The organism is Streptomyces sp. NPDC091279 (assembly GCF_044757465.1).
GTDB lineage: Bacteria > Actinomycetota > Actinomycetes > Streptomycetales > Streptomycetaceae > Streptomyces.
In genome coordinates this window covers 1-13,242 of the sequence record NZ_JBIVVA010000003.1, presented here as the reverse complement: position 1 = coordinate 13,242, position 13,242 = coordinate 1, and the positions used below count along the sequence as shown (strand labels likewise).

The window sequence follows — 13,242 nt, the reverse complement described above, 5'->3', positions numbered from 1 at the left end:
GTCCAGGGTAAGTGGCCCGGATGACATCCGGAGACCGCCGGGGGGAGGGAGCACAGCGTCGCTGGCAGTAGCGTTTCCCTTCATGAGACTCGGTGTCCTCGACGTGGGATCGAACACGGTGCATCTGCTGGTGGTGGACGCACACCCGGGCGCGCGCCCGCTGCCCGCGCACTCGCACAAGGCGGAGCTGCGCCTTGCCCAGCTCCTCGACGAGGACGGCGCGATCGGCCCCGAAGGGGTCGACAAACTGATCGCCACCGTCCACGACGCCCTCCAGGCCGCCGAGGACAAGGGCGTCGAGGACCTGCTGCCGTTCGCGACCTCCGCCGTGCGCGAGGCCCGCAACGCCGATGACGTCCTCGCGCGCGTGCAGGCCGAGACCGGCGTCGAGCTACAGGTCCTCACCGGCGCCGAGGAGGCCCGGCTCACCTTCCTCGCCGCCCGCCGCTGGTTCGGCTGGTCGGCCGGGAAACTGCTGGTCCTGGACATCGGCGGCGGCTCCCTTGAGATCGCGTACGGCATCGACGAGGAGCCCGACGCCGCCGTCTCGCTGCCGCTGGGCGCGGGCCGCCTCACCGCCGCCTGGCTGCCGGGCGACCCGCCGGGCCCGGAGGCCATAAGGGCGCTGCGCCGCCACGTCCGCGCCCAGATCGCCCGCAACGTCGGCGAGTTCACCCGCTTCGGCGCCCCCGACCACGTCGTCGCCACGTCGAAGACGTTCAAGCAGCTGGCCCGCATCGCCGGAGCCGCCCGCTCCACCGAGGGCGTCTACACACAGCGCGAGCTGAAGCGGGAGTCCCTGGAAGCCTGGGTCCCCAAGCTGGCCGGCATGACGGTCGCCCAGCGCACCGCCCTCCCCGGCGTCTCCGAGGGCCGCGCCAACCAACTCCTCGCCGGCGCCCTGGTCGCCGAGGCCACCATGGACCTCTTCGGCGTGGAGTCCCTGGAGGTCTGCCCGTGGGCCCTGCGCGAGGGCGTCATCCTGCGCCGCCTCGACCACATGGGCTCCATGACCCCCTGACCCCGAACGACGCCGAGGGCAACGCCCTTAAGGGGACGCACACCCCCTCAAGGGCAGAGCAACACCCTTAAGGCGAACGGCGACAAAGACGACGCCCTTAAGGCGAACGGCGACCACGGCGACGCCCTCAAGGCGGACCGCCCCGCCCCGAGGGCAACGTCCTTGCAGCGGGCGCCCCTTGAGGAACGCGGGAGCCTCCCGAGGGCGCCCAGCCCGCCGCAGCACGCGGACCCCCAAGGGCGCCGGGCGCCGGGTGAACCGTTGGCCCCCCTGTCCTCGCCCCGTCCCCGCCCCGTCCCCGCTCCCGTCGGACCCGCCCCGCCGCCCGTTCCGCATCCGCCCTCGGCCGTCCGTCGGCGGCCACAGGCGCGGCCGGTGTCCGTGGTGAACCCCACAACGGCCAGGAGGCGCCCCTTCCCACCCGGCCGCACCCCGTAACCTGTCCCTCATGGCAGAGCCAGTCGTGCGGATTCCGGATGCGAAGGTCGCCCTGTCGACAGCTTCCGTGTACCCGGAGTCGACGGCGACCGCCTTCGAGATCGCCGCGCGCCTCGGATACGACGGCGTCGAGGTCATGGTGTGGACCGACCCGGTCAGCCAGGACATCGACGCGCTGCGCCGGCTCAGCGACTACCACCGCATCCCGATCCTCGCCGTGCACGCCCCCTGCCTGCTCATCACCCAGCGGGTCTGGTCGACCGACCCGTGGATCAAGCTCCAGCGGGCCCGCGCGGCGGCCGAGAAGCTCGGCGCGAGCACCGTCGTCGTGCACCCGCCGTTCCGCTGGCAGCGCCAGTACGCGAAGGACTTCGTCAGCGGGATCTGGCGGATGGCGGACGAGACGGACGTGCGGTTCGCCGTGGAGAACATGTACCCGTGGCGCTACCGCGACCGCGAGATGCTCGCGTACGCCCCCGACTGGGACGTGACCAAGGACGACTACCGGCACTTCACGATCGACCTGAGTCACACCGCGACCGCCCGCACCGACGCGACCGACATGATCGACCGCATGGGCGACCGCCTCGGCCACGTCCACCTCGCCGACGGCACCGGCTCCAACAAGGACGAGCACCTGGTCCCGGGCCGCGGCAACCAGCCCTGCGCCGAGCTGCTGGAGCGGCTCGCCCGCACCGGGTTCGACGGCCATGTCGTCATCGAGGTCAACACCCGGCGCGCGATGTCCGGCGCCGAACGCGAGGCCGACCTCGCCGAGGCCCTGGCCTTCACCCGCCTCCACCTCGCGTCCGCCCTGAAGGCTCCGGGGCGGTGACCGACGGGGGCGCTTGACGCTCGGCGCTCGGCGGAGGACTAGAGGACTAGGGGAAACCCGTAGGGCCGGTCCCGTAGGGGTGATCCCGGTGAGGGTGGTCCCCTAGGGGAGATCCCCGTCAGGCCGGTCCCGTAGGGGAGATCCCGGTGAGGGTGGTCCCCTAGGGGAGATCCCCGTCAGGCCGCTCCCCTAGGGGAGCCCCGGTGCGGCCAGTCCCGTAAGGGAGACCCCGTAAGGCCGGTCCCGTAGGGGCCCCCATCCGACGCGTACTGAGACAAGCGTCCCGTATTCCGGACACTCCGTCCCGGTCCCTGGATGACGGGCGTACGCTCGTGTGCAATCAGAGGTCTCTTCGCGGCCCGCCCGCGCCGAACCTCACCGACCGCGGTCCGCACCGCGGCCCCGTCTCCACCGCGGTCCCCGAGACCGCAGTCCCTGAAGGAGCGAGCGACGATGCCCGAGCTGAGGTCCCGCACAGTCACCCACGGCCGCAACATGGCGGGCGCACGCGCCCTGATGCGCGCTTCCGGTGTACCGGGTGCGGACATCGGCCGCAAGCCGATCATCGCGGTCGCCAACTCCTTCACCGAGTTCGTCCCCGGCCACACCCACCTCCAGCCGGTCGGCCGGATCGTCAGCGAGGCGATCGTCGAGGCCGGCGGCATCCCGCGCGAGTTCAACACCATCGCCGTCGACGACGGCATCGCGATGGGCCACGGCGGCATGCTGTACTCCCTGCCCTCCCGCGACCTCATCGCGGACTCGGTCGAGTACATGGTCGAGGCGCACTGCGCGGACGCCCTGATCTGCATCTCCAACTGCGACAAGATCACCCCGGGCATGCTCAACGCCGCACTGCGGCTGAACATCCCCACGGTCTTCGTCTCCGGCGGCCCGATGGAGGCCGGCCGGGCCACGCTCCAGGACGGCACCGTCCGCACCCTCGACCTGATCGACGCGATGGTCGAGGCCGCCAACGACAAGGTCTCCGACGCGGACGTCCTCAACATCGAGGAGAACGCCTGTCCGACCTGCGGCTCCTGTTCCGGCATGTTCACCGCCAACTCGATGAACTGCCTGACCGAGGCCATCGGCCTCTCCCTCCCCGGCAACGGCTCGGTCCTGGCCACCCACACGGCCCGTAAACGCCTGTACGTCGACGCCGCCCGCACGGTCATGGACATCACCCGCAGGTACTACGACCAGGACGACGAGACGGTCCTGCCGCGCAACGTCGCCACCGTCGCCGCCTTCGAGAACGCGATGGCCCTCGACATCGCGATGGGCGGCTCCACCAACACGATCCTCCACCTGCTCGCCGCCGCCCAGGAGGCGGGCGTGCCGTTCGGCCTGGACGAGATCAACGCCGTCTCGCGCCGCGTGCCGTGCCTCGCGAAGGTCGCGCCGAACGTCGCCAAGAACCGCACGTACTACATGGAGGACGTGCACCGCGCCGGTGGCATCCCGGCCCTCCTCGGCGAGCTGCACCGCGCGGGCCTGCTCCACGAGGACGTCCACTCGGTGCACAGCCCGTCCCTCTCCGACTGGCTCAAGACCTGGGACGTGCGCGGCGGTTCGCCCTCCCCGGAGGCCGTCGAGATGTGGCACGCGGGCCCCGGCTGCGTCCGCTCCGCCGAGGCCTTCTCCCAGTCCGAGCGCTGGGCCGCCCTGGACGAGGACGCCGCCGAGGGCTGTATCCGCGACGCCGAGCACGCCTACTCCAAGGACGGCGGCCTCGCGGTCCTCAAGGGCAACCTCGCCGTCGACGGCTGCGTCGTGAAGACCGCCGGTGTCGACGAGTCCATCTGGACCTTCGAGGGCCCGGCGGTCGTCTGCGAGTCGCAGGAGGAGGCCGTCGAGAAGATCCTCAACAAACAGGTGACCGACGGCGATGTCGTCGTCATCCGCTACGAGGGCCCCAAGGGCGGCCCCGGCATGCAGGAGATGCTCTACCCGACGTCCTTCCTCAAGGGCCGCGGCCTCGGCAAGACCTGCGCCCTGATCACCGACGGCCGCTTCTCCGGCGGCACTTCGGGCCTCTCCATCGGCCACGCCTCCCCCGAGGCGGCCTCCGGCGGCACCATCGCCCTCGTCGAGAACGGCGACCGCATCCGCATCGACATCCCGAACCGCACCATCGAACTCCTCGTCGACGACGCCGAACTCGCCCGCCGCGAGCAGGAGTTGAACGGCCGGTACGCCCCGAAGAACCGCGAGCGCAAGGTCTCCGCCGCGCTGCGCGCCTACGCCGCGATGGCCACCAGCGCCGACAAGGGCGCCGTCCGCGACGTGAGCAAGCTCGGCTGAACCAGCCCGACTCCCGCCCAGGTCAAGGGCGTTGAAGGGCCGCTACCTCCCCGGAGGGAGCGGCCCTTCTCAACTCGGCTGAACGGCGGCTACCAGTGCGCCGGTTGCCGCGCGTCCACGGCGAAGACGGTGCCGTCGGGGGCGGCGCCGTAGACGGCGGAGCCGGACAGCACCGGGGTCGGCAGCACGCCGGGCACCTGGTTCGACCGGCCCGAGGGGCGGGGCCCGGTCTGCCCGACGAACGTGCCCTTGCGCGCGTCCACCGCGATCAACCGCCCGTCGGCGGCGCTGACATACACATGCCGCGCGTCGACAGCGGGCGCCGAACCCCGGCTCAGCGAGGTCTCCAACTGCCACAGCGACGTGCCGGTCTCCGTGTCGACGGCTTCGAGGGTGCCGCCCACCGCCATCAGATACACGACCGACCCGCGCACGGTGGCCACGGCACCGTTCAGCCCGACCGGCAACGCCGTCCGCCGCGCCTTCCGCGCCCCGGGGTCGTAGTGAACGACGGCCTGCGTGACGTCGGACAGATCGTTCGCCAGGAAGGTGACCGAGCCGTCGTGGACCCCGACCGGCGTCAGCGACCCGGCCAGCCGAGCCTCCCAACTCACCTTGCCCGTCACCGGGTTCACGGCGGCGACGCGCGTATGGGTGCCGTCGACCGACACCGCGTACACCGACGGGTCCCCGGCGAACGATCTCAGGTACGGCGTGGTCTGCCCCGGGATACGGTGCTGCCACTTCTGGTCGCCGGTGGCGCTGTCGACCCCGGTGACCCGGCCGTCGGCGCCGGTGAGCAGCAGCATCCCGGCGACGGTCCGCAGGGCGCTGTCCGAGGGCCGGTCATGGTGCCAACGCACCGTGCCGTCACGGGGGTTGAGCGCCTCCAGACGCGAGGTGGCCTCCGTCAGGGGCTGCACGAGGCCGCCGGAGAAGGTGGGCGGAGCGCTCCGGGCGGTGTCGGCGACGGGGTGCCGCCACAGCGACGTCCCGTCGGCGGGATCGAGCGCGAACACCACCCCGGCCTGCCCGCACACCAACTGCGCGCCCCCGTAGGAACATTGAGGCATCCCCGAACCGGGCGCCTTCACCTGCCAGGCCTCGAACCCCGCCGAACTCCCCCGCGTGGAACCGGACTTGGCCCTACCCGTCGGCCGCTCATCACTCCCACCGGACTGGACGGCCACGACCCCGGCACCCAGAGCGAGCGCGACGGCGACGGCCGCGAGGCCCACCCTCCGACGAGCCCACCGACGCCGACCGGAAACGGCCTCGTCCCCACCGCCCCCACCGCCCCCATCGCCATCCCCGGCACGACCACCCTCGCGATCACCGTCCCCCTCACCGTCACGGTGACCCTCACGGTCACCGTCACCGCCCCCCTCCCCGGCGTCGGCGTCCGTCGTCCGCTGGGCCGGTATGAAGGCCTGGGTGTCGTAGGAGGCCGCCACCGACCGCAGCTCACGCATCAACTCGTCCGGCGTGGGCCGCTCTTCGGGCTCCTTGGCCAGACAGCGCCGCACCAGCGGCGCCAACGGCTCGGGCACCCCGGTCAGATCGGGTTCGTCGTGCACGACCTGGTAGGCGACGAGATAGGGACTGTCCGAGTCGAAGGGACCCCGCCCGGTCGCCGCGTGCACCAGCACCGAGCCCAGCGCGAAGACATCGGCGGCGGGCCCGACCTCCCTCGGCCGCCGGAACTGCTCCGGAGCCATGAACGGCGGCGTCCCGATCAACTTGCCTGTCTCGGTGCGCAGTTCGCTGTCCTTCGGCCGGGAGATGCCGAAGTCGATGACCTTCGGGCCGTCCTTGGCGAGCAGCACATTGCTCGGCTTCAGATCCCGGTGCACCACCCCCACCCGGTGGATGTCCCGCAACGCCTCCGCCAACCCGGCCATCAGCCGCCGCAGTTGCGCGGTGGGCATCGCGCCGTTCCGCTTCACATGCTCGGCGAGGGTCGGCCCGGGGATGAACAACGTGGCCATCCAGGGCCGTTCGGCATCCGGGTCGGCGTCGACCACCGGCGCGGTGAAAGCACCGCTGACCCGGCGCGCGGCGGCGATCTCCTGCCGGAACCGGCCCCTGAACTCCGGGTCCCTGGCGAACCGGGCGTGCACGACCTTCACCGCGAGCTTCAGCCCCGAGGTGGAACGGGCCAGGTGCACGACGCCCATGCCGCCGGAGCCGAGACACGACTCCAGGTGGTAATGACCGGCGTACTCGGGAAGTTCCGCTTCCGCGCCCGCTCCGGTACTGCCCTGCGGCGCCATGGAACCACCCCCGTGCCTGCTCGTTCGCGCGCGCGACGGACGGAGCCTAGTCGATGACACGTGCGAGACAGAGGCGGCTTGCGGGTGTCCGGATACGCTTCGGCAACACACGTTTTCGGGCGTTTCATGGCCGGAAACAGGGGAATCAACTGCTCCCCATGGCAGCCATGGGGAGCACAGGGGGGGAGTTTCCACATGTCTGTCGACAGTTCCGAACAGACCCAGGCAACGACGACGGCGGCCACGGCGGCCCGGACCTATCCGGTCGCGCCGGGCGTCCAGCTCAACGTCCGCAGCGGACCCGGCACCGGCTACCCGATCGTCCGCACGCTGTCCGAGGGCGCCCGCGTCACGATCTACTGCCAGACCACGGGCACCAAGGTGTCCGGGCCCTACGGCACATCGAAGATCTGGGACAACATCGCCGGCGGCCAGTACGTCTCGGACGCCTACGTCCTCACCGGCAGCTCCGGCTACGTGGCCCCGGGCTGCGGCTGATCCGACCGGGAGCCCGCGGGCACCGGGCGCCATAATCGTCCCGTGAGCGACGACCACGGCACCCCGGCCACCCCCGCGGGCCCCCGACCCGAGCCCCTGCGCTTCTTCGGCACGACATGGGTGCACCACGACCACGGCTACCCCCTCCGCCGGACCGGCGCCGCCGTCGGCTCGCTGGCCGCCGCCGTGCTCGCCTGCCTCGTCCTGCGCTTCGCCTACCAGGGCCTCCAGATCGCCGACACCGGCACCTTCGTGAACGTCCTGGTCGTCGCCATGTTCGTGGTCTGCACCGCACTCGCCTTCCGCCACACCTGGGACAGCTTCACCAGCCGCCCCGACCCGGAACGCCAGTCCTCCCTGCGCGGCCTGCTCGCCATCGGCTTCGTGGGCTCCCTCCTCGCCTACTTCCTCCGCTCCCTCAAGGAGGCCCCCGGCGAGACCCTCCACCGCGAGGAGTACGAGACCGCCCGCGCCCAGCACGAAAAGCGCACCACCCGCCGCACCGGCAACCCCTCCAAAAAACGCCGCCACCCCTGACCCACCCCAAGGCCCCCTCCCGCCCCACTGCCCCCAGGGCCACCATGTCCCCATGACGACACCCACCCCTTCCCCCGCCTCCCCTTCTCCCTCCTCCTCCCCGGCCCCCGGCCTCTCCTCCTCGCCCGCCCACCACGCGCTCCGGGCCCGGTCCTTCGACACGGCGGCCGCGCAGTACGCGGCGAACCGCCCCTCCTACCCGACCGCGCTCCTCGACGAGATCGAAGCGGTCGCCGGACACCCCCTCGCCGGGGCCCGGGTGATCGACGTCGGGGCGGGCACCGGCATCTCGACGGCACTGCTGCACGCGCGGGGCGCACGGGTGGTCGGGGTGGAGCCCGGCGAGGGGATGGCCGCCGAGTTCCACCGCGGCCTGCCCGACGTCCCCGTGGTGCGCGGCGACGGCAACGCGCTGCCGTTCGCCGACGGGAGCGCCGACTTCGTCACCTACGCCCAGTCATGGCACTGGACCGAGCCGGCCCGCGCGGTGCCGGAGGCACTACGGGTCCTGCGCCCCGGCGGCTCGCTCGCGCTGTGGTGGAACACCAACGCCGTCGACGTGCCCTGGATCGCCCGGCAAGGGGGCCGCATCCAACGCCACTTCGGCATCGACCGCGTCGGCGGCCTCCAGGGCGCCGCCCCGCGCACGGCCGCCGCCGACCCCACCGGCAGCCTGGACTTCACCCCGCGCACGGTCCGCTGGAGCCGCCGCGTCCCTGTCGACACCCACCTCGCCAACATCGGCAGCCACTCCGTCTTCCTGGTCCTCGGTGAGGAGGGCGCCGCGGCCTTCCTCACCGAGGAGCGCGGCCATCTGCTCGCCGAGTTCCCGGACGGGTTCGTCGAGGAGACCTACGTCGTCGAACTGCTCGTCGCCGCCCGCCCGTGATCCCGCGCGGCGGCCCACCCCTCCAGGGCCGCCGCACACGCGTGGTCGACGTGCCGCAGCCCACCCAGCTCCAGGCGCACCGCCCGGTCCCGGGGCAACGCCTCCAACGCGTCCAACAGCTTCGGCAACCGCAGGAACGTCGCGTGCCCGAGTATCCGCACGACCAGGCCCCCGTCCGGGTCGTCAGCCGTCTCCACATGGACGAGGCTGGTCTCCCACGCCGTCTTCGCTATCGCCACCGCCAACCCGATCAACACCCCCTCGAACAGGTTCCCGACGACGATCGCGACCGTCGTCACCACCAGCACCAGCACCTCGCCGCGATGCCCACGCCACAACAGCCGCACCTCCCGCACCGGTATCAACTTGCACCCCGCGTGCACCAGCAGCCCCGCCAGCGCCGCCACCGGTATCAGCCCGAGCACCCCGGGCACCACGGCCGTGAACAGCAACAGCCACACCCCGTGCAGCACCCGGGAGGCCTTGGTCCTGGCCCCGGCCCGCACATTGGCCGCGCTGCGCACGATCACCGCGGTCATCGGCAACGCCCCGAGCAGCCCGCACACCGTGTTGCCCACCCCCTGCGACATCAGCTCACGGTCGTAGTCCGTACGCGGCCCCCGATGCATCCGGTCCACCGCCGCCGCGCTGAACAACGACTCCGCCGACGCGATCAACGTGAACGCGACGACCGTCCCGATCACCCCCACATCAGCCAGCCGCCCGACATCCGACACCCCCGGCACCCGCACGGCGTCGAGCAGCCCCCGCACCTCCACCCGGCGCACGCCCAGGTCGAACACGCCGGTCACCACCGACACCGCCACCACCGCGACCAGCGGCGCGGGCGCCACCCGCGCACCCCGCCGCCACCGCGGCCACAGCACCAACACCGCTATGGTGGCACCCCCCACTGACAACGCCACCGGGTCCACCAGACCGGGCAACGTCACCAGCCCCGTTATCTTGCCGAGCCCACTCGCGGGCGCCGTCGCGTCGCCGAGCGGGTACACCTGCCCGACCAGCAGAACGAGCCCGATCCCGGCGAGCATCCCGTGCACGACCGCCCCGGACACGGCCCGGAACCAGCGCCCGCACCGCAGCGCCCCGAGCCCCAGTTGCAGCAGCCCGGCACTGAGGACGAGCACCCCGAGCGCCTCGACGCCGTAGGTGTGCACGGCCTCGTACACCAGCACCGTGAGCCCCGCGGCGGGACCGCTCACCTGAAGACTGCTGCCGGGCAGCGCACCGGCGACGAGGCCACCGACGATCCCGGTGACCAGCCCCAGTTCGGCCGGCACACCGGACGCCATGGCCACGCCCACACAGAGCGGCAGCGCCACGAGGAACACGACTGAAGAAGCGAGCAGATCGGCTTTGCCTGTGCCAGAGCGCATGACTGCACCTCCGTGGTCAAGGGAGATGCGTGGGCGCCGCGCCGGGGGAAGACGCGACAGACGTCAGTGCACGGCATATGACCCCACACCGAACCCCATTGTCGCCAACGGAAGCCACCCCCGCACCCACCCCGGACACCAAGCCCATGAACACGGAGGCACCCGATCCGGACCCCCCGCTTCCAATCCCACCCCCACAAGCCTGCGCCCCCGCTCTCAGCCCGTCCGGTTTCTGAGACGCCGGTCAGGGCAACTCCAGCCCGCCTGGGGGTCCCCCCTCTGGGGGAGTTTGAGGACGAGGCCCGTTCAGGGCCGAAGCGGGGGTCTGGGGGCGGCAGCCCCCAGTGCCAGCCAAGGGAACGGGAAAGGGCGGCGGGGGCGAGATGCGAGGATGCCCGGGAACCCGCACACCCCGGAGGACCAGCCATGCCCCAGACCGTCGCCGTCCTAGGCACCGGCAAGATCGGCGAAGCCCTGCTCAGCGGAGTGATCCGCAGCGGCTGGCCCCCCGCCGACCTCCTCGTCACCACCCGCCGCCCAGAACGCGCCGAAGAACTCCGCACCCGCCACGGCGTCACCCCCGTCACCAACGCCGAGGCGGCAAAGCGAGCCGACACCCTGATCCTCACGGTCAAGCCGCAGGACATGGGCGCCCTCCTCGACGAACTCGCCCCCCACGTCCCCGCCGACCGCCTGATCATCAGCGGCGCGGCCGGCATCCCGACGTCGTTCTTCGAGGAACGCCTCGCCGCGGGCACCCCGGTCGTCCGGGTCATGACGAACACCCCGGCCCTCGTCGACGAGGCGATGTCCGTCATCTCCGCCGGCAGCCACGCCACCGAGGCCCACCTCGCCCACACCGAGGACATCTTCGGCGCCGTCGGCAAGACCCTCCGCGTCCCCGAGTCCCAGCAGGACGCCTGCACGGCCCTCTCCGGCTCGGGACCGGCCTACTTCTTCTACCTGGTCGAAGCGATGACGGACGCCGGCATCCTGCTCGGCCTGCCCCGCGACAAGGCCCACGACCTCATCGTCCAGTCCGCGATCGGCGCCGCGACGATGCTCCGCGACAGCGGCGAACACCCCGTCAAACTCCGGGAGAACGTCACCTCCCCGGCCGGCACCACCATCAACGCCATCCGCGAGCTGGAGAACCACGGCGTCCGCGCCGCCCTCATCGCCGCCCTCGAAGCAGCCCGAGACCGCAGCCGCGAACTGGCCACAGGCAAAAAGGACTGACCCCGACCGAACGGCGCCGAAGACGCCCCGCGCCTACCCCACCCCCACCCCCACCCCCGCCTCCGACACCGCCTCCACCGCCGGAGGCAACAGCCCGATCGCCCGGTAAGCGGCGTCGACGGTGGGCCGGGCCAGCGCCCGCGCCTTCGCCGCCCCGTCCCGCAACACCCGCTCGACGTACCCGGGATCGGCGCACAACTCCCGGTGCCGGTCCCACACCGGCCGCAACTCCGCCACCACGGCCTCCGTGACGTCCTTCTTGAGGGCCCCGTACGACCCGTACTCCTCCCCGAGGGCGGCCGGGTCCCCACCGGTGCACGCGGCGAGGATCTCCAGCAGATTCGCGACCCCGGGCCGCTCCTCGGGGTCGTACACGACATCGCGCCCGCTGTCGGTCACCGCCCGCATGATCTTCTTGCGCACCACGTCCGGCTCGTCGAGCAGATAGACGATCCCGGGCCCGGAGTCGTCGGACTGGCCCATCTTCGACGTCGGGTCCTGGAGGTTCATCACCCGCGCGGCCACCTCGGGCCGCGTCGCCCTGGGCACCGTGAACGTGTGCCCGTACCGCTGGTTGAACCGCTCGGCGAGGTCCCGCGTCAGCTCCACGTGCTGCGTCTGGTCGTCACCGACCGGCACCTCGTCGGCCCGGTGGGCGAGGATGTCCGCCGCCATCAGCACCGGATACGTCAGCAGCGACAGCCGCACGCTCCCGCCCCGGTCCCGTTCCCGCGCGGCCTTCTCCTTGTACTGCACCATCCGTCGCATCTCACCGTCGGTGGCCACACACTCCAGCAGATACGACAGCCGGGCGTGCTCGTCGACATGGCTCTGCACGAAGACGGTGCACAGCTCCGGATCGGCCCCGGCCGCCAGCAACAACGTCGCCGCCTGCCGACTGAGCCGGCGCACCCGCGCCGGATCGTGGTGCACGGTGAGCGCGTGCAGATCGACGACGCAGAACAGGGCGTCGGCCCGATGCTGGTCCACCGTGACCCACTGCCGCAGGGCGCCCAGATAGTTGCCCAACGTCAGATGCCCGGTCGGCTTGATCCCACTGAAGACCCGTGTCATCCGTCCCGGGCGCAAGTTGACACGCCGGTGTGTCATCCGTACTGTTCTCCGAGTTGTCCAGCGTGAGCGCCGACCCCGGTCGGTCCCCGGACAGCCATTCCGCAGGGCCACTTACTCACGACGACCGGTCGTTCCGGTCGATGTCGTGCTGTCGGTTGTGTGTTTGCGAAATGAGGAATCCACGTTCGAAAGGACGCGGTCCCCGATTAGCTTCGGGAGCCGGGAATCCGCTAAGGTTCACCACGTCGGAACGGCCCAACAGCCGGGAAGGCAAAGCCCGCTGACTGGGAATCAGGCCCGAAAGGATCTGATAGAGTCGGAACCGCCGGAAAGGGAAAGCGCGAAAGCGAAGAACCTGGAAAGCACCGAGGAAATCGGATCGGAAAGATCTGATAGAGTCGGAAACGCAAGACCGAAGGGAAGCAGCCCGGAGGAAAGCCCGAGAGGGTGAGTACAAAGGAAGCGACCGTTCCTTGAGAACTCAACAGCGTGCCAAAAATCAACGCCAGATATGTTGATACCCCGTCTCCAACCGTTCGGTTGGGACGAGGTTCCTTTGAAAAACACAGCGAGGACGCTGTGAACGGCCGGGCTTATTCCGCCTGGCTGTTCCGCTCTCGTGGTGTCACCGGCCGGTACTAGTTGCTGGCCGAGTAAACATTCACGGAGAGTTTGATCCTGGCTCAGGACGAACGCTGGCGGCGTGCTTAACACATGCAAGTCGAACGATGAAG

At 71.2% G+C, this 13,242-nt stretch carries 10 protein-coding genes and 1 rRNA gene; 8 read left to right on the top strand and 3 right to left on the bottom strand.

The genetic code is table 11. From position 1 onward, the window contains the following. The first annotated feature begins 82 nt into the window (after window positions 1-82). The 3 genes from ACIQOU_RS07375 (at window position 83) to ilvD (ending at window position 4,601) form a co-directional block, all read left to right on the top strand. Complete coding sequence (locus ACIQOU_RS07375; protein WP_401534750.1) at window positions 83-1,021, top strand: Ppx/GppA family phosphatase; 939 nt, start codon at window positions 83-85, stop codon at window positions 1,019-1,021. Window positions 1,022-1,469: 448 nt separating this feature from the next. Then, complete coding sequence (locus ACIQOU_RS07370; RefSeq protein WP_401534747.1) at window positions 1,470-2,294, top strand: sugar phosphate isomerase/epimerase family protein; 825 nt, start codon at window positions 1,470-1,472, stop codon at window positions 2,292-2,294. Between the two features lie 453 nt (window positions 2,295-2,747). Then, entirely contained in the window at window positions 2,748-4,601 is a 1,854-nt protein-coding gene (gene ilvD / locus ACIQOU_RS07365) for a dihydroxy-acid dehydratase (RefSeq protein ID WP_401534745.1), read from the top strand. 89 nt (window positions 4,602-4,690) lie between these two features. Here the strand turns inward: ilvD and ACIQOU_RS07360 are convergent, their stop codons facing one another. Beyond that, window positions 4,691-6,874: a PQQ-binding-like beta-propeller repeat protein gene (locus ACIQOU_RS07360; protein WP_401534743.1), complete on the bottom strand. Its 2,184-nt coding sequence runs from the start codon at window positions 6,872-6,874 to the stop codon at window positions 4,691-4,693. A 195-nt stretch (window positions 6,875-7,069) separates the two neighbouring features. On the opposite strand from ACIQOU_RS07360, the gene ACIQOU_RS07355 reads away from it, so the two are divergent. The 3 genes from ACIQOU_RS07355 to ACIQOU_RS07345 are packed head-to-tail and all read left to right on the top strand — an operon-like array spanning window position 7,070 to window position 8,798. Further along, window positions 7,070-7,372 (top strand): SH3 domain-containing protein, encoded by a 303-nt coding sequence (locus tag ACIQOU_RS07355; RefSeq protein WP_401534741.1) that lies wholly within the window; start codon window positions 7,070-7,072, stop codon window positions 7,370-7,372. Between the two features lie 42 nt (window positions 7,373-7,414). Beyond that, on the top strand, window positions 7,415-7,909 hold the full coding sequence (locus ACIQOU_RS07350) for an EamA/RhaT family transporter (protein WP_401534738.1): 495 nt from the start codon (window positions 7,415-7,417) through the stop codon (window positions 7,907-7,909). 52 nt (window positions 7,910-7,961) lie between these two features. Then, window positions 7,962-8,798: a class I SAM-dependent methyltransferase gene (locus ACIQOU_RS07345; RefSeq protein WP_401534736.1), complete on the top strand. Its 837-nt coding sequence runs from the start codon at window positions 7,962-7,964 to the stop codon at window positions 8,796-8,798. Here ACIQOU_RS07345 and ACIQOU_RS07340 read toward each other — a convergent pair. Continuing rightward, a complete protein-coding gene (locus tag ACIQOU_RS07340; RefSeq protein ID WP_401534733.1) occupies window positions 8,762-10,195 on the bottom strand; it encodes a SulP family inorganic anion transporter in 1,434 nt (477 codons plus the stop codon). The genes ACIQOU_RS07345 and ACIQOU_RS07340 overlap by 37 nt on opposite strands. Window positions 10,196-10,621: 426 nt before the next feature. Between ACIQOU_RS07340 and proC the strand changes: the two genes are divergently transcribed. Next, window positions 10,622-11,434 (top strand): pyrroline-5-carboxylate reductase, encoded by an 813-nt coding sequence (gene proC / locus ACIQOU_RS07335; RefSeq protein WP_401534730.1) that lies wholly within the window; start codon window positions 10,622-10,624, stop codon window positions 11,432-11,434. A 33-nt stretch (window positions 11,435-11,467) separates the two neighbouring features. Here the strand turns inward: proC and trpS are convergent, their stop codons facing one another. Then, a complete protein-coding gene (trpS, locus tag ACIQOU_RS07330; RefSeq protein WP_401534727.1) occupies window positions 11,468-12,508 on the bottom strand; it encodes a tryptophan--tRNA ligase in 1,041 nt (346 codons plus the stop codon). Between the two features lie 660 nt (window positions 12,509-13,168). Between trpS and ACIQOU_RS07325 the strand changes: the two genes are divergently transcribed. Then, a 16S ribosomal RNA gene (locus ACIQOU_RS07325) occupies window positions 13,169-13,242 on the top strand; the annotation flags it as partial.

Bases quoted from the DNA above. Each gene is read 5' to 3' on its own strand.
- ACIQOU_RS07375 (WP_401534750.1), top strand. From the start codon at position 83: ATGAGACTCGGTGTCCTCGACGTGGGATCGAACACGGTGCATCTGCTG.
- ACIQOU_RS07370 (WP_401534747.1), top strand. From the start codon at position 1,470: ATGGCAGAGCCAGTCGTGCGGATTCCGGATGCGAAGGTCGCCCTGTCG.
- ilvD (WP_401534745.1), top strand. From the start codon at position 2,748: ATGCCCGAGCTGAGGTCCCGCACAGTCACCCACGGCCGCAACATGGCG.
- ACIQOU_RS07360 (WP_401534743.1), bottom strand. From the start codon at position 6,874: ATGGCGCCGCAGGGCAGTACCGGAGCGGGCGCGGAAGCGGAACTTCCC.
- ACIQOU_RS07355 (WP_401534741.1), top strand. From the start codon at position 7,070: ATGTCTGTCGACAGTTCCGAACAGACCCAGGCAACGACGACGGCGGCC.
- ACIQOU_RS07345 (WP_401534736.1), top strand. From the start codon at position 7,962: ATGACGACACCCACCCCTTCCCCCGCCTCCCCTTCTCCCTCCTCCTCC.
- ACIQOU_RS07340 (WP_401534733.1), bottom strand. From the start codon at position 10,195: ATGCGCTCTGGCACAGGCAAAGCCGATCTGCTCGCTTCTTCAGTCGTG.
- proC (WP_401534730.1), top strand. From the start codon at position 10,622: ATGCCCCAGACCGTCGCCGTCCTAGGCACCGGCAAGATCGGCGAAGCC.
- trpS (WP_401534727.1), bottom strand. From the start codon at position 12,508: ATGACACGGGTCTTCAGTGGGATCAAGCCGACCGGGCATCTGACGTTG.